16 protein-coding genes are annotated in these 26,132 nt (G+C 42.3%); 11 read left to right on the forward strand and 5 right to left on the reverse strand.

Translation table 11 applies throughout. The features are described 5' to 3' along the window. Positions 1-495: 495 nt before the first annotated feature. The 7 genes from B3H30_RS23210 (at position 496) to B3H30_RS23240 (ending at position 17,105) form a co-directional block, all read left to right on the forward strand. The gene (locus tag B3H30_RS23210) at positions 496-4,506 is read left to right on the forward strand and encodes a hybrid sensor histidine kinase/response regulator transcription factor (RefSeq protein ID WP_286709517.1); all 4,011 of its coding nucleotides are present in this window, start codon (positions 496-498) and stop codon (positions 4,504-4,506) included. Positions 4,507-4,688: 182 nt separating this feature from the next. Then, the gene (locus B3H30_RS23215) at positions 4,689-7,553 is read left to right on the forward strand and encodes a TIM-barrel domain-containing protein (protein WP_286709516.1); all 2,865 of its coding nucleotides are present in this window, start codon (positions 4,689-4,691) and stop codon (positions 7,551-7,553) included. A gap of 27 nt (positions 7,554-7,580) precedes the next feature. Next, positions 7,581-10,718 (forward strand): SusC/RagA family TonB-linked outer membrane protein, encoded by a 3,138-nt coding sequence (locus tag B3H30_RS23220; RefSeq protein ID WP_286834870.1) that lies wholly within the window; start codon positions 7,581-7,583, stop codon positions 10,716-10,718. Between the two features lie 12 nt (positions 10,719-10,730). Further along, positions 10,731-12,359 carry a RagB/SusD family nutrient uptake outer membrane protein gene (locus tag B3H30_RS23225; protein WP_145327428.1) on the forward strand — a complete coding sequence of 543 codons (1,629 nt, stop codon included), beginning with the start codon at positions 10,731-10,733 and terminating at the stop codon, positions 12,357-12,359. Between the two features lie 49 nt (positions 12,360-12,408). Beyond that, on the forward strand, positions 12,409-13,344 hold the full coding sequence (locus B3H30_RS23230; protein WP_286709514.1) for a hypothetical protein: 936 nt from the start codon (positions 12,409-12,411) through the stop codon (positions 13,342-13,344). Positions 13,345-13,348: 4 nt separating this feature from the next. Then, positions 13,349-15,793, forward strand: a complete 2,445-nt coding sequence (locus B3H30_RS23235; protein WP_158638804.1) for a glycoside hydrolase family 2 TIM barrel-domain containing protein — start codon at positions 13,349-13,351, stop codon at positions 15,791-15,793. Between the two features lie 556 nt (positions 15,794-16,349). Beyond that, positions 16,350-17,105, forward strand: coding sequence for a copper resistance protein NlpE (locus B3H30_RS23240; protein ID WP_145327425.1), 756 nt, complete (start codon positions 16,350-16,352; stop codon positions 17,103-17,105). On the opposite strand, the gene B3H30_RS24945 is transcribed toward B3H30_RS23240, so the two are convergent. Both B3H30_RS24945 and mnmE read right to left on the reverse strand, forming a co-directional pair. Beyond that, complete coding sequence (locus B3H30_RS24945) at positions 17,017-17,523, reverse strand: type II CAAX prenyl endopeptidase Rce1 family protein (RefSeq protein ID WP_414712772.1); 507 nt, start codon at positions 17,521-17,523, stop codon at positions 17,017-17,019. The genes B3H30_RS23240 and B3H30_RS24945 overlap by 89 nt on opposite strands. 267 nt (positions 17,524-17,790) lie before the next feature. Beyond that, a complete protein-coding gene (gene mnmE / locus B3H30_RS23245) occupies positions 17,791-19,170 on the reverse strand; it encodes a tRNA uridine-5-carboxymethylaminomethyl(34) synthesis GTPase MnmE (protein WP_120334635.1) in 1,380 nt (459 codons plus the stop codon). A gap of 177 nt (positions 19,171-19,347) precedes the next feature. Between mnmE and B3H30_RS23250 the strand changes: the two genes are divergently transcribed. Further along, a complete protein-coding gene (locus tag B3H30_RS23250) occupies positions 19,348-19,833 on the forward strand; it encodes a hypothetical protein (protein WP_120334634.1) in 486 nt (161 codons plus the stop codon). A 67-nt stretch (positions 19,834-19,900) separates the two neighbouring features. On the opposite strand, the gene xpt is transcribed toward B3H30_RS23250, so the two are convergent. The 3 genes from xpt to B3H30_RS23265 form a co-directional block, all read right to left on the reverse strand. Then, positions 19,901-20,476, reverse strand: coding sequence for a xanthine phosphoribosyltransferase (gene xpt, locus B3H30_RS23255; RefSeq protein WP_088161115.1), 576 nt, complete (start codon positions 20,474-20,476; stop codon positions 19,901-19,903). Positions 20,477-20,529: 53 nt separating this feature from the next. Next, positions 20,530-22,308, reverse strand: coding sequence for an AMP-dependent synthetase/ligase (locus B3H30_RS23260; protein WP_145327424.1), 1,779 nt, complete (start codon positions 22,306-22,308; stop codon positions 20,530-20,532). Positions 22,309-22,573: 265 nt separating this feature from the next. Then, entirely contained in the window at positions 22,574-23,767 is a 1,194-nt protein-coding gene (locus tag B3H30_RS23265) for a proline dehydrogenase family protein (RefSeq protein ID WP_286834871.1), read from the reverse strand. A gap of 95 nt (positions 23,768-23,862) precedes the next feature. Here B3H30_RS23265 and B3H30_RS23270 point away from each other — a divergent pair, with 95 nt between their 5' ends. From B3H30_RS23270 to B3H30_RS23280, 3 genes are all read left to right on the forward strand, one after another. After that, positions 23,863-24,069 carry an RNA-binding S4 domain-containing protein gene (locus B3H30_RS23270; RefSeq protein ID WP_088161117.1) on the forward strand — a complete coding sequence of 69 codons (207 nt, stop codon included), beginning with the start codon at positions 23,863-23,865 and terminating at the stop codon, positions 24,067-24,069. A 50-nt stretch (positions 24,070-24,119) separates the two neighbouring features. Next, positions 24,120-25,187, forward strand: a complete 1,068-nt coding sequence (aroB, locus tag B3H30_RS23275; protein ID WP_088161118.1) for a 3-dehydroquinate synthase — start codon at positions 24,120-24,122, stop codon at positions 25,185-25,187. Positions 25,188-25,308: 121 nt separating this feature from the next. Further along, complete coding sequence (locus B3H30_RS23280) at positions 25,309-26,025, forward strand: ThuA domain-containing protein (protein WP_145327423.1); 717 nt, start codon at positions 25,309-25,311, stop codon at positions 26,023-26,025. The last annotated feature ends 107 nt before the right edge of the window (positions 26,026-26,132 follow it).

Consider the following 26,132-nt stretch of genomic DNA (forward strand, 5'->3'; position numbering starts at 1 on the left):
AGTCAGATCTAAACATCTGGTTTTAGAAATTCTATTACCTAATAGGGCTGTTTAAATAGTGCTATTTTCATGGCTATTTATTTAATAGCAATCTTTTGGAAGCGCTTCATTGTAAAACTGATTTTCAATTTTTCCTACAAAACGTATTAATTAATTTATACCAGTTCTACTATTAGCAGGGGTTTAACAGGGGGATAACAGGGGGTTAACAGGGGTATAACAGGGGTAAACCCTTGCTAACACCCTGTTAATCCCCTGTAAAAATGGTATTATTCCGGTTTAACTTACGAACGTGATCGCAATGTGGTAACTTGGTTAGCGGATAAAGAATAGCTGTCTCAACAATGCCATTTTTATATTGGGAATATGATAAGAGGTGATAGTGCGTGTTGTATAATGATGAAACGATCAAAAGACCATGTCAAAGCTTATATTAATAGCAACTTGATTTGCTGTATTTGATCAATTTTTGTATCATTGGGGAGATGATAACCAATGCAGCAGCTTAAGTCTTTTTTATACGCGTATCTCCAACTCTTTCTTCTCCTTTTCTTAGGGCAATCTTCAGTTTGGAGCCAGGTCAATACGTATGCGTTTAGAACCTTAACTTCTGACCAGGGCCTGGTGCATAATCATGTCAATTGCGCACTCAGGGATAAGTACAATTACTTATGGTTTGGTACCGAATCTGGCCTGAGCCGATTTGATGGAGCGCAATTCACAAATTTTCGCTATTCCGCCAATAAACGTACCGGGCTGAGTGGAAATTCGATTTCCGCAATCTTTGAGGGACCAGAAGGTAATGTATGGATCCGTACCAGCAACCGGATGAATGTGTATGATCAGCATTCAGGCATTATCGTCCAGCAGCTTGATTCCATACTGACCCGCTTAAAGTTGCCCGTCAAAGACGTACATACGATAAGACCGCTGGAAGGGCAGACCTTTGCACTATTGTATAGCGATCGTTCACTGATCTTGTACGATAGCCTAAAGAAAACCTATCGTACTGTACCGCAGTTGACCAAAAACAACCGAATAGCCGATGTGATAGCTGGGCAAGGGCAGACGATCTGGGTAATCTACGAAAATGGCCTGCTGGGTCACATTGATACGAAATCACTGCGAAGTACCAAAACTAGCTTATTGCCGATCAGCAATAAGCTGGTAAATTATAATCTATTTGCCGATCAGGACGGGGCGATATGGATCTTCTCAAAGGATATTCCAATCGGTGTATACTGGCTTGATCCGAAAGATGGATCAATTCAACATCTCCAAAAAGAACTATCCAATCCTTTTGTAGGCAATATCGTGCAAGATGATAAAGGGCATCTCTGGCTAGGAACTGACCATGGTGGGATCAATGTTTATGATAAAAAAACAAAAAGTGTACAAATCATCGGTAACGATAAATATGATTTACGGAGCCTACCTTACAATAGCATAACGGCTTTATATCGGGATAAGTCAGGGATTATCTGGACGGGAACATACAAAGGCGGCATCAGTTATTATCATCCCAACTTGTTATTATTCTCCTTAGTCAAGAACTATCCTGGACTTCCCAAATCACTTCCCTTTGACGACGTCAATAAGTTTGTACAGGATCGAAAGGGTAATCTCTGGATTGGGACAAATGGCGGGGGATTGCTCTATTATGATCTCAGTCAGAAAACCTTTACGCAATACCTGCATGATCCTCAGGATCCCAATAGTTTGAGCAGCAACGTGATTGTTTTCTTATTGCTGGATGCGGAAGACAGGCTGTGGATAGGAACTTATCGAGGTGGTATGTGTCGATTTGACGGCAAAAGTTTTAAGGTTTTCCACCGTGACGCGGCCCCCGGGAAATTGAATGACGATAGTGTATGGGAGATCTATGAAGATAGTCAACATCGGTTTTGGATAGGAACGCTAAGTACCGGCCTGTACCTGTTTGATAAAAAAACAGAACAGTTTTCGAAAACATATACACGGCAGGGCCAAACCATCAACAGCAATTATATCTCTGTCTTATTTGAGGATTCAAAAAAACGTCTCTGGATCGGCACAGCTACAGGATTGGCATTGTTGACACCCGACGACAAGATTACTTATATCAATACATCCAGTTCGCCTATGAAACTCATGAATGATCTAATTTATGATATCAAAGAGGATAAAACTGGTCGTATTTGGGTAGCGACACAAGAGGGACTGCATGTAATCGATGGTGCGAAAATAAGCTATCTTACACAGCAAGATGGGCTTAGCGACGATGCAATCCTGGCGCTCTTGATAGATGATCAAGGTGATATTTGGGCTTCCACAAACAAAGGCCTGTCGACGATTGTCGGTACAGGGCAGGCAGAGAAGTTTATCATCCGCAATTTTACGCAGGAATTGGGCCTTCAGGGTAATGTATTCAATGAAAACGCTGCTTTAAAAATGCGGGACGGAAGACTTGTTTTTGGTGGGCCAAAGGGGTTCAATTTTATTGATCCTGCGAAAATTAGCCGCGAAAGTGAACTGATCTTGCCGCTTTTGTCCAATCTCTATTTATTCAATAAGCGGGTCGCCGTAGGTGAAGAATTTTCGGGCCGGGTCATTTACGATCAAGCCCTGAATAATCTTAAGGAACTGAGGCTTCCGTACAACCTCAATGCCATTTCGCTGGAGTTCTCGACCTTTGACTACCTACAGCAACATAATGGACTCTATCAATATCAGCTTGCTGGTCTAAGTGATGAATGGTTTGATTTTGAACCGGGAACCATGCGGGCCAGTTTTACCAATCTGGACACGCGCAGCTACAGCTTGTATATTCGGCATGCTATCGATTCAAGTAGCTGGTCAGATGGTGTACTACTTTTGACAATCGATATACAGCCACCGTTTTGGCGTTCAACAATGGCCTTTCTTTTTTATGCCTGTTTGATATTAGTCGTCCTATGGGCTTATTTTTATTTGACAAAACTGCGTGTCAGGACGCGTAATCAACTCTATCTCGCACAAGAGCAAGCTGCACAGGCAAAGGAATTGGATGCGTTGAAAACACGTTTCTTTACCAATATAAGCCATGAATTCAGGACTCCGATCAGTTTGATTCTAACTCCAGCACAGCAGCTGCTGGATGAAGAGCAGCATCCGGAAAAAAAAGCCGACCTAAACTTAATCAAGAAGAATGCAGACCGTCTGCTTAAATTGGTCAACCAGCTGCTGGACTTTAGAAAATTGGAGAAAAGTGAACTTGAACTGAACGAAGAATATGGGGACCTCATGGGATTTATCCGCGAACAGCTTGATGCCTTTGCCGGGATAGCTCAAAGCAATCAGATCTCGCTGCAGGTCAATATCGCTCCAGACACATATCTGTCCTGGTTTGACAAAAACAAATTGGAAAGCATTATTTTCAATCTGATGTCAAATGCGGTCAAATTTAGCCCAGTATCCGGTATTGTGACATTCAATGCCGAAATCACTGAACAAGAAACAGAAAAGATACTGTGTATTGAAGTTCAAAATCAGGGTATAGCGATTCCCGAAAATTTACAAGCCCGCGTTTTTGAACGTTACATACAACTGGATGTGCCAAATGGAAAACTGAATCAGGGTACAGGCATCGGGCTTTCTATTGTCAAAGACTATGTCGAATTCTTGAGTGGAAATATCAGGCTGAGCAGCAATGCGCACTGGACGACATTTAATGTTCAGTTGCCCATAAATAAGGCCATAGCGAGCGCCGATCCCGTCGAAAGCAGTAAGCAGGATAAACCCGCTATTTTATTGGTGGAAGATGATATTGACTTCCTTCATTACTTGGAGCGGACCCTGAGTTCGGTCTACCTAATTTACGCTGTACAAAGTATTAATGATGCAAAATTGACCCTAAGCAAGCAGCAGGTCGATCTTGTCATCACCGATCTCAGCCTGCCTGGAGAGAGCGGACTGGATTTTTGCCGCTTTATAAAAGCCCAGGCTAAGCTGGTCCATATCCCTGTGCTGATTGTAACTGCGGTAGTCAATCAGAAGATCGAACTGGAGGCCTTACAGGCCGGTGCAACAGATTATATCAACAAACCTTTTAATATCAGTCTGCTGCGTTCAAAATTGGCGCAGATACTCCATCAGCAGCAGACGTTAGTAAAACGGTATAAAAAACAGATCAACGTTAATCTGGCGCAGCCCGATATCGAATCTGCTGATGAACAGTTTATCCGTGTGCTTGTAAAGGAAATTGAGCAGGATCTCAGTGACTCTTCGCTTTCTGTCGAACTGCTAGCCAAAAGAATGAACCTCACCCGCGTAGGGCTTTATAAAAAGGTGCTTGCCATCACAGGCTATTCACCGATGGAATACATCCGACATATTCGGCTCAAGCGTGCCATGCATCTGGTTCAGAACTCGAAATTATCGATGGCTGAAATTGCTTATGAAGTAGGATTCGGAAATCCGAAACAATTCAGCAAATATTTTAAATCTGCATTTGGTAACCTGCCGTCTTTTTATCGAAAAAGCTTGTAAATAAGTGAATTATCGATAGTGTTGCCCGCGAGTATTCCCGCATAAGTTAACAAAATAACCCCTAAAAGTTAACAAAACATACCCCTTATACAACCGGTTGCATTCTATATTTGATCTGTTCTTTCAATAGGAAAGGACGTGTAATAACCAAGGGAATATAATAACCAATAAATCTTATTTAAATGCGCAACTTAACGTACGCTTTAAGTGGTTTGATGCTCTTCGCAATCGTGCAGCAGGGATTTAGCCAAGCCAATAAAGCTCATTATGAAAAAATGCCTTCCGGTATTAAGGTCAGCTTCAAAAATTCGGAGACCTCCATTGATCAGGATATTTATTTGGATGTCGTAACCGACAAGATTGTGCGTGTCACAGCTGTTCCGGCTGGTGCAGTCTTACCGGGACAAACAAGCTTAGTGATCGTCGATTCAGTGCGCCGGCAAGTAAAATCACTCGCGGTAAGCTCGACAGACTCGACGGTAAATGTACAAACGGCCAATATGCAGGCAGTTGTTTCCTTGATGAATGGTAACGTGGAATTTTTTGATCTTAAGGGGCAATCCATCCTTAAAGAAGCAAAGCGGAATTCAAGTTCTTTCTTAGCCAATAGTTATCAAGGTGATGCATTTTATCACATTAACCAAGACTTTATTGTCAATGCTGAAGAAGGGATCTACGGACTCGGCCAACATCAGAATGCGGTGATGAACTATAACCGTGGAAAACAGGTTTCGCTGCTGCAATATAATACAGAAATCGGAATCCCCTTTTTACTGTCCACCAATAACTATGGTATTTTATGGCACAATTACTCCATCACAAAAGCGGGCGACGTGAGACCGTTATTGCCCTTAAATGCTTTTAAACTACAGTCAAAAGAAGGTGAACCGGGCTGGCTCACAGCAACCTATGTAAATCGGAACAAGGGCGAAGAGGTTTATCTATCCCGACCGGAATCGATCATTGACTATGGCTACCTAACAGATCAGCACAAGTTTCCAAAAGGCGTAAATCTGGCCGAAAGCAAAGTCATCTATGCCGGAAGTTTCTCTTCGCCCTACACAGGCAAACATGTGCTGCATTTTAAATATTCGGGTTATATGAAAGTCTGGATTGATGGGGAGCTGGTCGCCGACCGCTGGCGGCAATCCTGGAATGCAGGTACCTTTGAGATTGAGAGAGACCTCCAGAAAGATAAGACCCACCAGATCCGCATGGAATGGATACCAGATGGAGGGGAGTCTTATTTTACCTTAAACTGGCAGAGTCCTATCCCGGAAGTGCGTAAAAACGTATTTTCCTTTAATTCGGAAGCTGGCGATGCCATAGATTATTACTTTGTTCAGGGCGCATCAATGGATGAGGTCATTGCAGGTTATCGCCACTTGTCCGGCAAGGCACCGATTATGCCGCTTTGGAGCTTCGGATTTTGGCAGAGCAGAGAACGCTACAAGACGCAAGCGGAAATTGAAGCGGTCGCAGCTGAATTTCGCAAACGTAAGATTCCAATCGACAATATTGTGCAGGATTGGTCTTACTGGGCTGAAAATGACTGGGGGAGCCAGAAATTTGATGTAAAGCGTTTCCCAGATCCTCAGGCCATGGTGAAGAAGCTGCATGATCAGCACTTTAAGATCATGATTTCGGCCTGGCCCAAAATCAATGAAGAGTCTTCCGTATACCAAGAATTTAAAGCCAACAAATGGATCTATCCACGAAATATTTATGATGGCAGAAAAGACTGGATCGGAAAGGGCTATACCTCGACATTTTATGATCCTTTCAACAAAGCGGCACGCGATGGGTTCTGGAAATTGTTGGACAACAACCTGTTCAAAATTGGGATCGATGCTTGGTGGATGGATGCCAGCGAACCAGATATTCACTCCAATATTGATCTGGATGAGCGTAAATCGGTTTTTCAGCCGAGTATAGGGTCATCTGTTCGCTATTATAATGCGTTCCCTTTGCAAAATGCCAAGGGTATCTATGAGGGCCAGCGTGAAACAGATCCTAACAAACGGGTATTTATTCTGACGCGATCTTTTTTTGCAGGGCAGCAGCGCTATGCTGCGGCGGCCTGGAGCGGCGATATTGCTTCGAGATGGCATGACATGAAAGATCAGATTGCCGGGGGCATCAATTTCTCGATGTCCGGGACACCTTACTGGACCATGGATGCGGGTGGCTTTTTGGTTGAAAATAGGTTTCACAAACCTAATGCGGCAGACTTGGAGGAGTGGCGCGAGCTGAATAGCCGCTGGTACCAATACGGGGCATTCTTGCCTTTGTTCAGGGCGCATGGACAATATCCCTACCGTGAGCCGTATAATATCGCTCCTGTGGATCATCCGGCCTATAAAAGCATGACCTATGCGATCAATCTACGGTATAAATTACTGGCCTATAATTACAGTCTTGCCGCAAAGACTTTTTTTGAGGACTATTCGATGATACGTGGACTTGCCATGGATTTCCCGCAGGACAAAGATGGATTCGACAGCAACGACCAATACCTTTGGGGGCCATCCTTGCTCGTCAGTCCAGTCACAGAAAAAGGAGCAACCTCACGCAAGATACACTTTCCAAAAGGAGCCAGCTGGTATGATCTATACAGTGGCCAGATGGTAGCAGGCGGGCAGGATCTGCTTATTGCAGCACCATACGAACGTATCCCTGTTTATGTCAGAGCCGGAGCAATAGTGCCCATTGGACCTGTCATGCAGTATACGGCCGAGAAAAAGCCGGATGTGCTGGATATTTATATCTATGCCGGAGCAGACGGTCAGTTTTCACTCTATGAAGACGAAGGGAGCAATTATAATTATGAAAAAGGGAAATATAGCCGCATTGATTTCAGCTACGATAATTCTGAACAGATACTGTCTTTGGCCAGCCGTCAGGGAGATTTCGACGGCATGCTGACCAAAAGAAAGTTCAATATCATTTTTGTCAGCGACAGGAATGCCGTCGGACTGGATGTTTCATCAGCAAAATCTACAGTGGTAACCTATGCAGGTAAAGCCTTGCAGGTCAAATTAAAATAATAAAAACCAATTTATAAATCAAGACATATGATAAGCAAACAATTGTTGAGCAGGGGCATGGCCGTCGTTGTCATGACCAGCGTGACCTCTTTGGTCTGGGCACAATCCTTCACCGGATCGGTTGTTTCGGCTGATTCAGGATTGCCGATCGGGGGCGCGAGTATCAGCGTAAAGAATCAGAAGATTTCAACGAGCAGCGATGAATCGGGCAAGTTTTCTATTGCAGCCAGCACAGGGACTGTATTGACCATTACTTACGTAGGGTACAAAACGGAGGAAGTTAAAATTACTGGTCCCAATATGGTGATCCGCCTACAGCCGCAAGCTTCCGATCTCGAAGAGGTGGTAGTCATTGGCTACGGTGTACAAAAGAAAAAACTGAATACAGGAGCCAATTTGAAGGTGGAGGGTGAAGAACTGCAGAAGCGCAATCAATTGAACCCGCTGCAGTCGCTTCAGGGACAAGCACCGGGTGTATCCATTACATCAACTTCCGGTCAGCCGGGAGCAGATATGAAGGTCGTCGTCCGGGGGTTGGGAACAATCGGTAATTCGGGCCCCTTGTACGTCATCGACGGCGTTCCGGGAGGTGATATTTCGGTCTTGAATGCGGCCGATATCCAATCTATCGACGTACTGAAAGACGCAGCTTCGGCCGCCATCTATGGTTCGCAGGCTGCCAATGGGGTTATCCTGGTCACCACCAAAATGGGCGCTGCGGGAAAAAACGTGCTGTCGTTTGATGGCTATACGGGTATTCAGAACGTTTCGCGTAAAGCAAAATTGCTGGATGCAGATCAGTACAAGCTGATCATGAATGAGCAATCGCTGAATTCGGGGGCCGCGCTGATTGATTTTAACGGCATGGACGGTCTGGCCAATACCAATTGGATGGATTATATGTTCAAGGATAATGCAAAAATGGACAATTACAATGTTGCCCTGACCGGCGGCAATGAAAAATCCACCTACGCCTTATCGATGAATTATATTGGTCAGGAGGGGATTGTCGGTGGTAAAGATGTTTCCAACTATCAGCGTTATGGTTTCCGGACGAATTCGGAACATAAACTCTTCGATAACTTTGTGAAAATAGGTCAGCACCTCAACTTTAATTACATCAAAAATCGAGGCATCAGTGTCGGCAATCAGTACAGCAATACGCTGCGTGGTGCGTTTGCCACTTCGCCCTTGTCACCGGTGTATTCAGACAACGGTTTGTACGGAAGTCCTTTCAATGATACTTCCAATTCACCTTGGTACAATGGGGACAGCAATCCATATGGGGTGATGATGACCAATTCGAACAACGCCAATGATGGCCAAAAATTATTGGCCGATATCTTTGCGGAAATCGAACCGATCAAAGGCCTAAAGGTGCGGTCATTGCTGGGATTCAACTATTATGCTTCAGAATACAGAAGTTTTACGCCCTTATACCGCTTCTCCATCTACACCTACAACCAAGATCATACAACAACCTCGCAGAACATGAGCAAAGGTCATACGCTGACCTGGACAAATACAGCTTCTTATGACTTTGATATCAATACGGATCATCGCTTTTCGGCGATGGTCGGTATGGAATCGCTACGTTACCAGGGAACTTACCTTTCGGGGTCCAACTGGAATCTGCTTTCGCAGTTCAATGATTTTGCACATGCTTACCTGGACAATACTACAGGCCAGGCACACCTGGATGAAAAAGGAAACGTCGTTGAAACGCGTACGGTGTCTGGAAAACCTGAGAACATCACCCGTAGGGTCTCGTACTTTGGACGGCTAGGCTACAATTATAAAGAAAAGTACCTGTTGAATGCTACATTGCGTGCAGATGGATCCTCTAAATTTTCGCGCAGCAACCGCTGGGGATATTTCCCTTCGGTATCGGCAGGCTGGGTAATTTCTTCGGAAGAGTTTTTTAAAGAACATTTAGCGGCTGTAAACTTCTTTAAACTCCGCGCTTCATGGGGGCAAGTGGGCAATCAGGATATCGCTGATTTTCAATATGCGGCACCAATCAGTACCTCAACAGGCATTACATCGTCCAACCCCGGCGCACATTATGTCTTTGGAACGAGCAACAATAATATTGCCGGGGCTTATCCGAGCCGCTTATCCAATCCGAATCTGACCTGGGAAACTTCCGAACAGACCAATATCGGATTTGATGCCAAATTTGCGAACAGCCGTCTGGATGTTGTTGCCGACTTTTATGTCAAAAAGACGAAAAACTGGTTGGTTACAGCGCCTGTTTTGGCGACAACCGGAACGTTGCCCCCTTTTATCAATGGCGGTGACGTGAAGAATACAGGGGTGGAACTGGGACTAAATTGGGCGGATAAGATCAATGAAGTCAAGTATCGCATTGGGGTAAATGGTGCCTATAACAAAAATAAGGTGGGACAGATACCAACAGAAGATGGTATTATCCACGGACAGACAGCCATGTTATACGATAACTCGGAAGAATTTTACCGCGCCGCAAACGGCCTGCCCATTGGCTACTTCTGGGGGTATAAAACAGACGGTCTATTCCAGAACCAAGCCGAGATCGACGCCTGGAAAACAGCCGGAAAAGGTATCCTTCAAGCGGATGTAAAACCGGGCGATGTGAAATATGTAGATCAGAATAACGATGGTATTATCAATGCCTCGGATAAGACAAATTTGGGCGTGGGCATGCCTAATTTTACCTATGGATTTAATATTGGACTGGATTATAAAGGATTTGATTTCTCGGTGAATGCCTATGGTTCCCTTGGAAACAAAATTGTACAGTCTTACCGCAATCATGCCAATAAACAAGCAAACTATACCACACGAATATTAGACCGATGGACCGGGGAAGGTACTTCCAGTACGATCCCCCGTGTTACGGAAACTAATGTCAATTGGCAGTTTTCAGACCTTTATATTCAGGATGGAGACTTTCTTCGGATCAGCAATGTGACCTTAGGTTATGATCTGTCGAAACTGATCAAATGGAAGTATGCTAATCAGATCCGCTTCTACGTACAAGGTCAAAACCTGTTGACGTTCACCAAATATGATGGGATGGATCCCGAGATTGGTTATGGAACAGATGGTTGGGTATCGGGTATCGACCTCGGTTACTATCCAAGACCAAGGACTGTATTATTTGGCCTAAATGTTAAATTCTAAACACAAGAAATCATGAAAAAAACGAGCTATATCTATCATTCCATGTTATTTGGATCTTTAATCTTAGGATCATGTTCATCCAGTTTTTTGGATGTCGAACCGATGACAAGCGTTTTGGAAAGCAATTTTTATAAAACGGTAGCCGATGCCGACATGGCTCTGGTCGGCTGCTATGATGGTTATCAACGGACGACCTCCAATGGGAGCCAGTCTTTCTATCTGACAGCAGAGGTGGCCGCCGACAATTGTTTTGGCGGAACAGGTACAACAGACGGTCGCTCATTTCAGGCAATAGACCGTTTTGATATTGCGCAGTCCCAATCGGACAATAATATCTTTGATGGTACCTGGTCTGATTACTATGCGGGAATTTTTCGCTGCAATACGCTATTGGGAAAATTGGACGGCACTGATTTTTCAGGCAACACAACAGCGCGGGCGCGTATCGAAGGGGAAACGAAATTCCTGCGGGCCACCATGTACTTTGATCTCGTCCGTCTATTCGAAAACATCCCTTTGCTAACGAGCCCGACCAATGAGAATATTCCACAGTCGGACCCCAAAGCGATTTATCAACTGATTGTTTCAGACCTTAAATTTGCGGCTGCCAATATACCAGCAACAGCTTACCCCAAGTCAGCTGCGGCAACCAATGATGGTCGGGCAACTCCATTTGCTGCTAAAGCGCTACTGGCCCGTGTTTATCTATTTTATGCAGGCTATTATGGCGGCGAAGATATCGGTGTCTCCAAGGTCGAAGCCCTGGCGGGACTCGAAGAAGTTATCAGCAGCGGCCAGTTTGCGCTGGTGGCAGATTTTAAAAATCTGTGGCCGGCAGCGAGTTATATCCCCAATGCAAGCAATAATACGCTAGATATCTCCAAATATGCCGGTAAGGGAAATGCTGAGGTTGTATTTGCACAGAAATTCAACAATACATCGAACTACAACGGTTATGTTGACGGCAACCGCTGGGTCGTCTTTCTGGGCTTGCGCGGTAAAAATTGGTCGCCTTATGGCCAAGGATGGGGGGCATGTACGGTAAGCAAAAAGTTCTTCAATGAGTTTGACAACATGGATACACGCAAAACTGCCTCAATTATTGATATCGATGGCGAGAATATCACGGGATTTGATCTGAAAGACCAGCGTGAGTATACAGGTTACACCATAAAAAAATACGCCCCCACAGCATTGCCGGACGGCACCACCAATACTGGAGGGGATAAGGATATGCAACTGTCCCAAGACCAGGATTACTTTGTCATCCGCTATGCTGATGTCTTGCTTATGGCGGCAGAACTTGGTTCCGCAAACGCACAGAAATACTTTGACGAGGTAAGGAAAAGAGCGTATAAGACCAATTTTGTGTCGCTAGCAGTTTCAAAAAACAATATTCTGAAGGAAAGAAAATTTGAATTTGCGTTTGAAGGTATCCGCTATTGGGATGTATTGCGGCAGGGGCTGAATAATGCCGCCGCTACACTGGAAACAACCGAAGATGTGCTCAGTGGATCTGTACCGGAGAAGGTCACTGTGACTAAAGAGCGTTTTTTGACAACGAAAGGATTTATGCAAATACCTAACAAGCAGATTACCTTATCCAATGGTGTACTGAAGCAAAATGCTGGATGGAACTAAACACAGGTATACTAGGACTTACTATTGGTTGAATTATAACTAGACAAACATGAAAAAGATATTCACATATGCCATCTGCTTTTTTGCGGCGATGGTACTCTTTGGAGCCTGTTCTCCCGAGAATTATACACTGGGAGACATTGATGTCACTTCGGCGCAGTTGGAGAAGGGAAAGGCCTTTATCGTTGAACATGACGCCAGCAATCCCAATATTGTGTATTTAACCAGCTTGATGGATTCAAAATACACCCCATTGTGGGAACATTCAGAAGGACGGAGTCAGGAGAAAAAGTTAACCCTGAAAATGCCTTTTCCCGGTGAGTACACCGTTAAATTTGGTGTCGAGACGCGTGGTGGTATTGTCTATGGCGAGCCTGTGACATTTAAAATCGATCAGATGTATGCCGAGTTTATCAGTGACGAGACCTGGAGCTTATTGACGGGCGGGGCAGGGGAAGAGAAAACCTGGTACCTCGATCTGGATGCTGAGGGTATTTCCCGCTACTTTAAAGGTCCAATGTATTTTTACGGCACCGGTGACTGGTGGGGAAGCATCAATAAAACAGCCGCGCCTTTAAATAGCGATAGCTGGAGCTGGGAACCCGATTGGAAAGGCAATAGCTGGCTTATGCCTGCCGGTGATTATGGAAGTATGACTTTTGATCTGAAAGGCGGTGCAAACATCAATGTGAATCATGCTATGCTGGGGAAAGTCCAGAAGGGGACTTTTAATATCGATACCGAAAAGAAAACCATCCGTATGACCGGCGCTTCGCCTTTACATGGAAAGCCACAAGATGGGATCGTTGTCGACTGGGGCGATGTCCGTATTATGTCGCTGACCGAGAATACGATGCAACTGGCGGTATTGCGGGATCCTGTGCTTTCGAACGACGGAGCAGCTATGCTGACCTTTAATTTTATCAGCAAGGCCTACAAGGAGAGTTTGACCGAAAATGCCTCGGATACCAATAAGACTAAATAAGCCTATGTTGAAGCGACTATTTCACACAGGATATAGCCGAATGATGATCCTGCTCTTCCTGTTATTGGGGGCGACGGTCTCCTTAAGGGGACAGTCCAGAAAGGTTATTGATTTTAATGGGGGCTGGTGGTTTAAACTGGACAGCAGCCAGCAATATGGCCATGGACGAAAAGGAGAGGGCTGGCGAAAACTCGATCTACCCCATGACTGGAGTATCGAAATGCCATTTAGAGAAAACAGCCCCGCAGGTAGCGGGGCTGCTTACCTCGATGGTGGCGTAGGATGGTATCAAAAAACGTTTAAGCTGGCTCAGGCTGAGTACGGGCAACGGATATTTATTGCATTCGAAGGTGTGTACGAAAACAGTGAAGTCTGGATCAATGGGCATTTTTTAGGAAAAAGACCCAATGGTTATATCGGATTTGAATATGAGCTTTCCCCTTATTTATACTGGGATGGTAGAGACAACCTGCTTTCAGTAAAAGTAAACAATAAGAATCAGCCCAACTCGCGTTTCTATTCGGGGTCGGGGATCTATCGGGATGTCAAATTAATCAGCCGGAATCCAGTCAGCATAGGAACGAACAGTACCTTCATAAGAGCTGGGCAGCTCAGTGAGAAACGTGCTGTCGTGGATCTCTCCCTGGAAATTGAGCATAACCTTGAGGAATCAAAAAAGATTACGCTACTGACAGAGGTTCTTTCGGCTCAAGGTGCTGTTGTCGCAAGCGAACGTACCATGTTGAGCGCTGTCAAAGCAGGTCTGTACTCCATCGCTCAGCAGATAGTCCTCGAAAATCCCGTCTTATGGGGTATTGAAAATCCCTATCAATATACTGCAAAAATTAAACTTATTGTTGATGGTCGGGTTTTAGATGAACAGCTTACGAAATTTGGCTTACGTAATTTTAGCTTCGATCAGCAACGGGGCTTTATACTGAATGGGAGGCAGCTTAAAATCCGGGGTGTCTGTTTACATAGTGATCTCGGCGCTTTGGGCATGGCATTCAATACGTCGGCAGCATTACGTCAGCTCCGCATCATGAAAGCAATGGGGGTCAATGGGATACGCACCTCACACAACCCTGCGGCTCCAGCGTTTTTGGACCTTTGCGACAGCTTGGGTTTTGTCGTGATGAGTGAAACTTTCGATGTCTGGAAAGGGCATAAAAACCCTTATGACTATCATTTATACTGGGACGAATGGTACAAGCGGGACTTTGTTGACCATGTCAAAAGGGATCGGAATCATCCGTCGCTGTTTATTTGGTGCCTGGGCAATGAAGCGCAGGAGCAATGGCATTCCAAAGCTGATGGTACAGCGATTCCGATCGCGCTGGCAGCAATCGTCGATAGTCTAGATGGCACACGTCCAACCACCATTGCCAATAATGAGCTCTCCAAAGCCAATCCGGTGCTGATGAGTTCGGCGGTAGATCTGATTGGCTACAACTATAACCATAAGAAATGGGCAAGCTTCCCACAGGATCACCCCGGAAAGAAGTTTATCGTAACGGAAAGCACTTCGGCGTTGGAAAGCCGCGGAACGTATGATTTGGTTCCTTATGATTCTAGCCGCATGTGGCCTGAACGATGGGATATTCCTTTTTCTGGCGGGAATGAAGACAGGAACATATCGGCTTACGACAATGTATTCACACCATGGGGTTCAAATCATCAGACAAGCTTGAGGTTGATGGAAAGGTATGACCATATTGCTGGGATGTATGTATGGACGGGATTTGATTATCTCGGCGAACCCACACCGTACACCTGGCCGGCACGAAGTTCGTACTTTGGTATTGTGGATCTAGCCGGGTTTCCGAAAGATGTCTACTATCTGTATCAAAGCGTATGGACAGAAAAGCCGATCTTACATGTATTGCCTCATTGGAATTGGAAGCAAGGTGACCGGGTAGATATCGTCGTGTATTTTAATCAGGCTGACCGGGTGGAGCTTTATCTGAACGGTAAAAAGATAGGGGAGCAGTCCAGAGACCCAGACCGGTACGACCTTGTATTTAAGGCCGTTGAATTTGAACCAGGGGAGATTGAAGTAATATCGTTTCAAGGTGGCAAGAAACTGCTAAGTAAAACGATCCGTACGGCAGCAAAAGCGCATCGTATACAATTGTCTTCAGAAAACCTGACTTTCAATTCGGCAAACAAAGAACTTTCCTTTGTGCATGCCTATATCGTGGACGAGTTTGGTACGATCGTTCCTGATGCAGACGATAAAATCGAATTTGAGGTGAAGGGAGACGGTGCAAAAATTGTGGCGACAGACAATGGCAATACGACGGATCTGACAAGCTTCCAATCAGCTTCTCGCAATGCTTTTCATGGTAAAGCCTTGGCGATTGTCACGAGCAAAAACAAAGGTGAAATACGGGTAAGGGCAAAAGGTGAAGGACTAATTTCGGGGGTTATTCAGCTTGAAGCCAACTAGCTATTGCCCCCGTTCTGCGCCGGATCTGTATGTTTTTTGTTCACTAATAAGAGCAAGGTTTTACCATGGTAGGACCTTGTCTTTTTGTTGTATCGTGCTATCGGCAATTTGTTAAAGACGTTGTTTCTCCATTATTACCGATAAAAGACTGTGGTAAGTACAATATATCCTAAAAAGGAAATAATTTGATAAATGTTCGTGAAGATATTTATATTTGATCAGAAGCCATTATTAGCAAATGATACCTGTATCGCTGACACAACAAGAAAACTTACAAGGTATTATTAAGTATTTTATCATAGGATCTTAATTAAAAATAGCATGAAAGAAAAAGAATTAAGCGAACTATCGGACCAAGAATTATTAAAAAAACGGAAAGATTTGCTGATCTTCAAAAGGTTCTCTGTAATATTAACCGTATTGTGCCTTCCGGTTGTGGTTTATAGTATTGTGAAAAAATAACTTTTCCTGTTTAAGAAGAACAAAGAGTAAATTAGGTGAACATTTTGTGATATATTTGTATTCTATCCCTAACAAAGCAAAGGAAAAATGGATTATGATCAAAGTATTGTTGTCAGCACTTCTTTATTTTTCACTAGTATTCTCCGTATTTGCTCAAAAAGCTTCTAAACCGATCTTCGGTACGTATGGGGAATATTCGACCCGTCTGACTCTAAATCTAGACAGCACATTTGAGCTTATTGAAGCAGATCCTATTTTCCCCTATACATTTGAATCCTATACGAATAGAGGAGATTGGGAAGTAAAGGGAGATACAGTAATTTTAAATCCACACCTGGAAAAAAGATTACCCAGGGTATCGGTACGGGAAAAGTCAGTCCAAAAAGATAACGATTCTATTTCAGTAACGATCAACTATTATTTGGAAACTTATGAGAAAAACGAGATGAGCAGTAGAACTCCGTTTTACTTCGAATTACTTTCCATATATATTAACAAAAAGAAAAATTATCGAAATATTGTCCATGTTCCGCAATATAGACATTGCATGTTTTCTTCCAGACTAAGAAAACAAATCGTTATTGATTCAACGAAAACATTTAATTTTCCGAGACAGGACGTTTACAAGTTAGGTGTATATTCGTACGGCTTTGAAAAAGCTATCGAAATTAAAGTCAATAATACCCAGGCCAACCATTACGAGATCACTGTTATACAACCCGTGGACAAAGAGCGGATGCCTAGGAGCAAGAAGGTTATTATCAAAAGGAGGCAAGCCTACTACTATGAATGGAATGGAAAGATCTCCAGTGGAATTTTCTCTTTGTCTCCTTTGGAGCGTTTAAATTAGTCTGTAAGAATAAATGTAAGTAACCAGTAAGGTTGTCAAAATCACTCCCGTGCTTTAATTTATCCATTTTAGGTACATAAAAACCACTAAATGCATTATTGTAATTGAATCTATAACTAGAGAAGTTATTTAAAGTATATTTGACCGATAAAAGGAAGTTATATTGTATATGCAGTAAGCAACTGTAAATAAATCCATATGGAGCTCTAGCATATTCTAGGATCCAACCCCTTGAAAAATAGAAAGCCAATAAAAATGGGATTAATAATAGGTTTTCAAAAGTCATATTGTAGCGCTTATAGTGAAGTATTGCAAAGATTATCGCAGACAAAATGAATATTCTACGTTGATTATATGTCCAAAATTTATTTAATGCATCCTGATTTTTAGAGTATGCGATACCGTAATAAAAATTAATATCGAAAAAAGTGAATCTTCAATAGTTGTTTTTTATAATCATAGCACTACGGCAAGTCCAGTCCATGTAGCTGTGAGAAATTCTAATGGACAGTATAGCTGGAAAGTAGGTGGGTTTAATTTTGAAGAAAACCAGGACTATTCAGTTTTATTTGAGCGGTAATACATTTTAAAGATAAACATTAATAATGAAAAAAATCACTTAAAATGTTTATTTTAAGTGATTTATAATCAATGGTGGTTATTGTTTATTATCGTTAATTAAGATTTACTTTCCGATACAAAACTTGGAAAAGATATTATCCAATAAATCGTCTGTAGAAACACTTCCGGTGATTTCACCAAGATGATATAAGGCTTGGCGTATATCCATCGCTAGGAAATCAGAAGTGACAGGATTGTCAATCCCATAGATTACGCGTTCCAGTGAATCTGCTGTTTTTTGTAGCGCTTCTACGTGACGGATGTTGGTGACCATGACATCGTCGGTATTTAAATTTCCTAAATGTACACGATTGATCAATTCGTCTTTCAGTTCCTCGACACCGATTTGTTCTTTCGCTGAAATGTAAAGCGGATTAAGGACATTGTAAACCTCTTTTTGCGCCTCAGAAAGCAAATCTGATTTATTGATAATGGTGACAAATGGAATTTGTAGGCGCTCGATTTCAGGTAATTGCGCTTGTACTTCCTCGACTTTGTCCTGTGTAGGGTCAAATAGGTAAATGATCAATCTCGCCTGTTTCATCTTTTCACGGGTACGCTCAACACCTTTTGCTTCAATAACATCTGCCGTCTCACGTATACCTGCTGTGTCAATAAATCGGAACGTGACGCCATGAATATTAATTTCATCTTCAATGGTATCGCGCGTTGTTCCTGCAATATCTGAAACAATGGCACGTTCTTCGTTTAAAAAAGCGTTCAATAGGGTTGATTTTCCTACATTAGGTTTCCCGGCAATAACAACAGGAACACCATTTTTTAGGACGTTACCCTGTTCAAAAGACTGCACTAATTTTTGAACAATAACCTGTATTTTATTGATTAGATTTTTTAGCTGATCCCTGTTGGCAAATTCCACATCTTCTTCCGAAAAATCAAGCTCTAATTCAATCAGTGAAGCAAAGTGAATGAGATCTTCACGAAGGGATTTAAGCTGATTGGAAAAGCCGCCACGCATCTGCTGCATCGCCACTTGATGTGAGGCTGCAGAATTAGATGCAATTAAATCGGCAACTGCTTCTGCTTGGGATAAATCCATTCCGCCATTGAGAAATGCACGTAGGGTAAATTCTCCCGGACGGGCGGCACGTGCTCCTTTTTTGATGAGTAAATTTACAACGCGCTCGATAATATATTTGGAGTTATGCGTTGATATTTCCACCGAATTTTCTCTCGTATAGGAGTTCGGAGCTACAAATAAGGAGACCAATACTTCGTCAATGATCTCTTCGCCATCGCGTATGGTTCCAAAATGGATGGTATGTGATGCTTGTTGAAGTAGGTTCTTTCCTTTAAATATTTCGTTCGTAATTTTTATGGCATTTTGGCCCGAAACGCGTATGACAGCAATAGCGCCATTTGTTCCGGAAGATGTCGCTAATGCAACAATGGTATCTTCAGTGATATATCCCGTATTTGACATGGTACAAAGATACGTTAAATTGAAGTAATGGATTCTATATATTGCAGCACAAATTAAATTCATCTTGATCGATTAAACCTTTGTTCAAACATTGAAGTCATACCCATAGAAACGCTTGTAAAAAAGAATGGAACACAGGCAGAGTGGAATTGATTTTTAAATTTAAATTATACTGTTATGAGAAAGATGATATACTTCGCGTTGGCAATTGGAGGGCTGGTTTTAATCGCTCCTCAACAATCTTCGGCTCAACATCGTGGACATGAACGTGAATGGAAACAGGACAAAGAGCGTAGAAAATATGAAGAGAAAAGGGATAAGGAATATCGAAAATATTTAGAAAAACGCGAAAAAGAAGACCGTAAGTATCATAAAGAAGTAGCTAAGTCATACCGAAAAGGATACCGTCATGGAGCACCGGCCTGGGCAAGTGCACATCGTTACGATAGTAGACACCATGTATACTTTAGAGATTACAAAACATTCTACGATCCTTACAGAGGAGGTTACGTGTATATGCGCAATGGTCGTTGGAATTTTTCAGCAAACGTACCTTCTTTTATGTTGAATGTCAACTTGGGAGCAGCCAATATCCGGATTGTAAAAGATGTTGCAATTAGCAGACATCCTGAAGATTTTTACAACGACTACCGTTGGGATTAGAAAGAATTTATCTTGTTGTTTGAATAAAAAAGCCTCAATCTTTAGGAAGATGAGGCTTTTCTTTTTGCTATTCTTCTTCGAAACTGACTTTATTCACTTCAAGCGACTTTATCCGCGCTAACGATTCAATTCTTAAATCGGGCAATTCTCTTAATCTTTTGCCACCTTCCTGGAAGGATTTTTCAATAATAAATCCCATGCCCAATACTGAAGCCCCCGATTGTTTAACGAGATCGAGCATACCAAAAGCGGCATTCCCATTGGCCAAAAAATCGTCTATAAAAAGAACATTGTCGCTCGGCGTAAGAAACTCTTTGCTGACACAGATGTCATAGGTTCGGTTCTTGGTAAATGAATGCACCTGGCTTACATACATATCAGCCATGGTGGTCGGTTTTGCTTTTTTTACAAATACAACCGGTAATTCCAAAAGGTAGCCAAGCATGATCGCTGGGGCTATTCCGCTTGCTTCAATTGTAATGATTTTATTGATCGGGAGGTCTGCAAAACGACGGACAAATTCCACCGCAATAGATTTCATCAATACGGGGTCCATCTGGTGATTGATGAAGTTGTCTACTTTAAGTATGCCTCCTGCAAGACTTTTACCGTCATGAAGGATTCTATCCTTTAATAATTTCATGTTTTACTCGTATAAATATAGCGCGCTATGTCAAAATTTTGATTTGTTAATCCTTAATCCATCTCCATCTGATAGAGGTTATTGAACTCTTCTTGATGATGTTCGAGAATTACTTTTCGTTTCATTTTCAAGGTTGGTGTTAACTCTCCATTTTCAATAGTAAATTCATCTGTTAAAATAATTGGTTTCTTAATCTGCTCCCAGTTACCAAAGTGCTGGTTCGCACGACGTACCTCCTGATTGACTTTTTTTACAATGGCAGGGTCAGTCAGAAAATCATCCTTTGTCATGGTTGCAAGTTCAGGAGCATCTGTTCTGGCCCAATCCAACAAATGGGCATAGTTTGGTACAATAAAGGCAGAAGCAAACTTCATCCCGTCACCGATAACCATTGCCTGTTCAATAAATTTAGATTCAACGAGCTTGGTTTCGATAGGTTGTGGTATGACGTACTTCCCGCCCGAAATTTTGAACATCTCTTTTTTTCGGTCAATGATTTTCAAGAATTTTTCATCTTCCCACTTTCCTATATCTCCGGTATGCAGCCATCCATCAATGATCGTTTTATCCGTTTCGGCCTTGTTCTTATAGTATCCCATCATGACATTAGGGCCTTTTACTAATATTTCTCCGTCTTCAGCAAGTTTTATTTCAACAAAACGGACAGGAAGGCCAACAGTACCTATGCGTATTCCTTTGATATAATGATTGACCGAAATGAGTGGGGAGGCTTCGGTCATGCCGTAACCCTCATATAATGGAATTCCTGCAGCTAAGAAGGCACGTGTTAGTTTACTATGAAGAGAGGCTGATCCAGAGGCAACGGTAAGTAATTCGCCACCTAATGCTTCATACCATTTGTTAAGGACAAGTTTCTTGGCAAGCTTTAGTTTGAGATTATAGGATAGACTTCTTTTCTCAGAATTTGGATCATATTCTTCTGCAACTGAAACAGCCCAATCAAATACTTTGCGTTTGAAACCACTGAGATCATGACCTGTTTTCATGATTTTCTCATAAACTTTTTCAAGAATACGTGGGACAACGGTCATGATATGAGGTTTTACTTCCTTCAGATTATCACCAATCTTGTCAAAAGATTCTGCGATATAGATCGTAAAGCCAAGATACATATAGGTATATAAAACCATACGCTCGTAGGCGTGACAAGGAGGGAGGAAGGTCAGTCCGCGGTCATAAGCTTTACAAGGGGTAATTTCTGCTGCGCCCAATACATTGGAAAAGATATTATTGTGTGACAGCATTACGCCTTTTGGTTTGCCCGTTGTACCGGATGTGTAAATCAGGGTAGCGAGATCTTCAGGTTTAACCTGGTCACGTAGTGCTGCTAGTTTTTCTAGGGAGCAATTGGAGCCTATATCATTCAGTTCTTTCCAGCTACGTGTGCCTTCCTGATCTGCGATACAAAAAATATACTTCAATGTATAGATTGAGTCGGTTAGATTCATCAGGCGATCGTACAGGCTTTTGTTACTGACGATGCAAACCCTGATTTCGGCGTCATTAAAGATATATTGATAGTCTGTATCCGTAATATTTGGATAGATGGCCACCACCACTGCACCAATTTGCTGGATTGCAAAGTCAATCAAATGCCATTCCATACTGCTGCCGGCAATGAGGCCAACTTTCTCGTTGGGTTTCACGCCAAGTTCAATCAGCCCTTTGGAGAGGCTGTCTACTTGTTCAAGAAAATCTGCTGTTTTGATATAATTCCACTTGCCGTCCACTTTGTGTGCAAACATATCAAGATCGGGGTATTTGCCCATCTGTTGACGTGCAAGATCAAATAATCTAAGTTTTTCTTCCATTTCAAATCGTATTCTTTTAAGCTCCGGGGGAGCACCCTTCCAGTATGAACTTTGTTTTAAGGGAAAAGTTTGCAAACATAAATAATAGTTTCAAGAATATGGAATGATTTTGTAATTAGCTTGTTTCAAAAGGATGAAGGGGAGTCGAGTGATAGGTAAAGTGCTTTTGTGCTTTTCAAAAGTAGGGTGTTTCTTGGAGACCATTTGAGCATAGTTCCTTGAGTAGATGGACTTGATGCCCGCCAATTATAAAAAAAGCTAGTCGTTATCGACTAGCTTTTCTTCTTTGTTTTTCTTTGATCAAAAGCCCGAGCTCCCGACCTGTCGCTCCTGCGACGGAAGTATTTTCTTGTGCTCTACGGAAAAGGTATGGCATCACCGCTTTAACCGGTCCATAAGGCATGTATTTAGCAACATTATAGCCATGTGCCGCTAAGTTAAAGCTCAGGTTGTCAGACATACCCAATAATTGCGCAAAGAAGATGCGATCGGTGGATCTATCGATACCACGTCTGTCAATTTCCTTCGCCAATAACATGCTACTGTCCTCATTGTGTGTACCCGCCATTAGCCCAAAGTTGTCCAGGTGGTCCAAGATAAATTCAATAGCTTCATTATAATCTCTATCGGAAGCTTCTTTATTTGGCTGGATGGGATCGGAATAACCTTTTTGTGCAGCACGAGCACGTTCGATCTCCATGTAGGCACCACGAACGATCTTAGCACCCATGTGAAAGCCTCTAACTTTTGCGTATTCAAAGTCGGCTTTCAAAGATGCCAACTTATCACTACGGTACAATTGATAAGTATTATATACAATTGGTTTCTCCATATTGTATTTTTCCATCATTTCACGTGCAATATCATCGATCGCATCTTGAATCCATGAATGTTCAGCATCCACTAAAACTTTTACACCGGCGGCATGACATGCTTTACAGATACGGTCAGTACGATCCAACATGCGTTGGTATTCTCCTTGTTCTGCCTCTGTTAAAGTTTCTTTGGCGTTGACCTTTTCAAATAACTCAAAACGTCCTAATCCAGTTGGTTTAAATACTGAAAATGGAATGTACTTGTTTTTACTGGCCGCAACTACGGTACGTAATACCTCTTCGCAGCAGGCGTCAAATGCACTTTCTGTTTCTTCTCCTTCAACGGAATAATCCAATATTGTCCCTACACCATTCTCTCCCAATTCGTTGATTGCTGCTTCGCAACCCACGATGGTTTCTCCACCACAAAAATGTTTGAAGATTGTTTTACGGATAATGCCTTGGATAGGCAGTCCTATGTTCAGGGCAAAGTTGGTCATTGACGGACCTACTTTTGTCAAGAAGTTATTCGCTATTATTTTGAATAACCAATACGCTCTTTCCAAATCCTTATCGCTTTTACTTTTAAAAGCAATCTCTGTATTATCAAAGGATAATGTCTTGGGCTCAGAATTCTCAATCATAATCTTTATTTGCAATAAGGCAAATGTAGCAATTTAGTAAGCATTAAAACGATGATAATTCTTGTATTCCTCAGTGAAACCACTATTTTTGTGAAATGCAAGAATTTAAAATCGAGGGCGAATATATCCAGCTTATACAGTTACTTAAAGCTTTAAATTGGGTGGAGCATGGTGCTATGGCTCAATGGGTTGTGGCGGAAGGGTATGTGAAGTATAATGGGCAGGTTGATTACCGGAAAAGACTCAAATTAAGACCAGGAGATGTTGTTGAATTTGATGGGATGGAAATAAAATTGGTGTAATATTAAACAATATTGGTAAATAGAAAACTTAAACCTTAAAGAATCATAGAATGGAAGTCATAGAAAGTTTGGGCTATCAGGTATATTTTGATGATACGTTGGCCTCTTTAGAGGCGTTTTTAGCTGAGCGCAATTACTCAAAGATCATCGTATTGGTGGATACCAATACTTTGGATAATTGTTTGCCGCTATTTCAGCAAGCTTTACCCAATTTAGCGAATTATGATGTGATAGAAGTAGATCCGGGCGAAGAAAATAAAAATATTGATTTCTGTATTGGTGTATGGCATAATATGCTCGATTTCGGAGCTGATAGACATTCATTGATGATCAATCTTGGCGGTGGTGTGGTGACTGATATGGGAGGATTTGCCGCATCGACTTTCAAAAGAGGGATGGATTTTATTCAAATTCCGACGACTTTACTTTCCCAGGTAGATGCATCAGTAGGGGGTAAAACCGGTATTGATATGGGAAGTGTGAAAAATATTATTGGAACTTTTGCACAACCCCAGGCTGTTTTTATTTCAAGCCAGTTTTTGAAAACTTTAGATCAACGTCAGTTAATCTCAGGTTTTGCTGAAGTAATCAAACATGGCCTGATCTTCGATCGGGCTTATTATGAGCGAGTGAAAACATTGGAGATCGATCAAATCGATAATTCTTTGGTCAAACATTCTGTTTCGATCAAAAACCGTGTTATCCTTGAGGATCCGAAAGAAAAAGGACTGCGTAAAATTTTAAACTTTGGCCATACAATTGGTCATGCTATTGAGGGATACTCTTTGTTGAACGATGCTTCACCTTTATTACATGGAGAAGCTATTGCAGTAGGAATGATTTGTGAGGGGTATCTATCGCATAAATTGAATGGCTTGCCTTTGGATGAATTAAACGATTTGATCCAAACTTTTAGAAAATATTTCAACGATTACACATTTGATTCATCCATTGATACAGCCTTGTTGGATCTGATGCGAAATGATAAGAAAAACCTGTCCAATCAGATCGGTTTCGCATTGCTTGACCAAATTGGCAGTTGTCAATATGATATCTACGTTTCTGAGGATGATATTATAGAAAGTCTTGATTTTTACCGTGAGCTAATCACACAATAATAAAACAGAAAAGCCGTGTATCGGGAGAATGCGCGGCATTTCTGTACAGCTATTTTTATCGCGATTTCGTTGCGGAAAATAGTAAACCTAAACTTAAATCATCATAATAACCATTTATATCATGAATAGAATCTTCATTTTTCTGTTTCTCCTGTTGGGGATATCAGCTGCTGTTCAGGCACAAAGGCAAGTATTGATCTTTAGCAAGACAAAAGGGTTTAGACACGGAAGCATCGAAAAGGGTGCGCAGGTACTTAAACAGTTGCTAGATAAAGAAAAGATAAAATCTGATCATTCGGAGGATGCTGCTCTGTTTACAGATCAGGGATTGAAAAAATATGACGCTGTTATCTTTCTGAGTACAACTGGCGATATTCTCGATAATGCGCAACAGGAAGCTTTTGTGCGGTATATCCAATCAGGAAAAGGGTTTGTGGGTATTCATGCAGCGACGGATACGGAGTTTGATTGGCCCTGGTATAACGGCCTTGTAGGGGCATATTTTGCATCTCATCCTGCCGTACAAAAAGCCAAAATTGATGTGCTGGATAGAAAACATGCGGCCACCAAGCACCTCGATCCGATCTGGTGGCACAAAGATGAATGGTATAATTTCAAGGACGTGAAGGACGGATTGCATGTGTTGATGAATTTGGATGAAAAAAGCTACCAAGGTGGAAAAATGGGGGATCAACATCCAATCTCCTGGACCCAGACCTACGACGGAGGGAAAGTCTTCTATACCGGGCTTGGACATACCGATGAGTCCTATGACGAACCCGAGTTCCAAAAACATTTAATTGGGGGAATTTTATCTGTTCTTCCCAAGAAAAAGTAACTTATTTTATAGTTGGCGTTTTCTTAACTAGGGCATGGTACATGCTTCTATGTGTCAATAGCACAATGAAAAGTCCCAAATGGTCATTCCATTTGGGACTTTTTTAT

Source organism: Sphingobacterium sp. UBA7038, from assembly GCF_002494055.1.
Taxonomy (GTDB): domain Bacteria; phylum Bacteroidota; class Bacteroidia; order Sphingobacteriales; family Sphingobacteriaceae; genus Sphingobacterium; species Sphingobacterium multivorum.

Bases quoted from the DNA above. Each gene is read 5' to 3' on its own strand.
- B3H30_RS23210 (WP_286709517.1), top strand. From the start codon at position 496: ATGCAGCAGCTTAAGTCTTTTTTATACGCGTATCTCCAACTCTTTCTT.
- B3H30_RS23215 (WP_286709516.1), top strand. From the start codon at position 4,689: ATGCGCAACTTAACGTACGCTTTAAGTGGTTTGATGCTCTTCGCAATC.
- B3H30_RS23220 (WP_286834870.1), top strand. From the start codon at position 7,581: ATGATAAGCAAACAATTGTTGAGCAGGGGCATGGCCGTCGTTGTCATG.
- B3H30_RS23225 (WP_145327428.1), top strand. From the start codon at position 10,731: ATGAAAAAAACGAGCTATATCTATCATTCCATGTTATTTGGATCTTTA.
- B3H30_RS23230 (WP_286709514.1), top strand. From the start codon at position 12,409: ATGAAAAAGATATTCACATATGCCATCTGCTTTTTTGCGGCGATGGTA.
- B3H30_RS23235 (WP_158638804.1), top strand. From the start codon at position 13,349: ATGTTGAAGCGACTATTTCACACAGGATATAGCCGAATGATGATCCTG.
- B3H30_RS23240 (WP_145327425.1), top strand. From the start codon at position 16,350: ATGATCAAAGTATTGTTGTCAGCACTTCTTTATTTTTCACTAGTATTC.
- mnmE (WP_120334635.1), bottom strand. From the start codon at position 19,170: ATGTCAAATACGGGATATATCACTGAAGATACCATTGTTGCATTAGCG.
- B3H30_RS23250 (WP_120334634.1), top strand. From the start codon at position 19,348: ATGAGAAAGATGATATACTTCGCGTTGGCAATTGGAGGGCTGGTTTTA.
- xpt (WP_088161115.1), bottom strand. From the start codon at position 20,476: ATGAAATTATTAAAGGATAGAATCCTTCATGACGGTAAAAGTCTTGCA.
- B3H30_RS23260 (WP_145327424.1), bottom strand. From the start codon at position 22,308: ATGGAAGAAAAACTTAGATTATTTGATCTTGCACGTCAACAGATGGGC.
- B3H30_RS23265 (WP_286834871.1), bottom strand. From the start codon at position 23,767: ATGATTGAGAATTCTGAGCCCAAGACATTATCCTTTGATAATACAGAG.
- B3H30_RS23270 (WP_088161117.1), top strand. From the start codon at position 23,863: ATGCAAGAATTTAAAATCGAGGGCGAATATATCCAGCTTATACAGTTA.
- aroB (WP_088161118.1), top strand. From the start codon at position 24,120: ATGGAAGTCATAGAAAGTTTGGGCTATCAGGTATATTTTGATGATACG.
- B3H30_RS23280 (WP_145327423.1), top strand. From the start codon at position 25,309: ATGAATAGAATCTTCATTTTTCTGTTTCTCCTGTTGGGGATATCAGCT.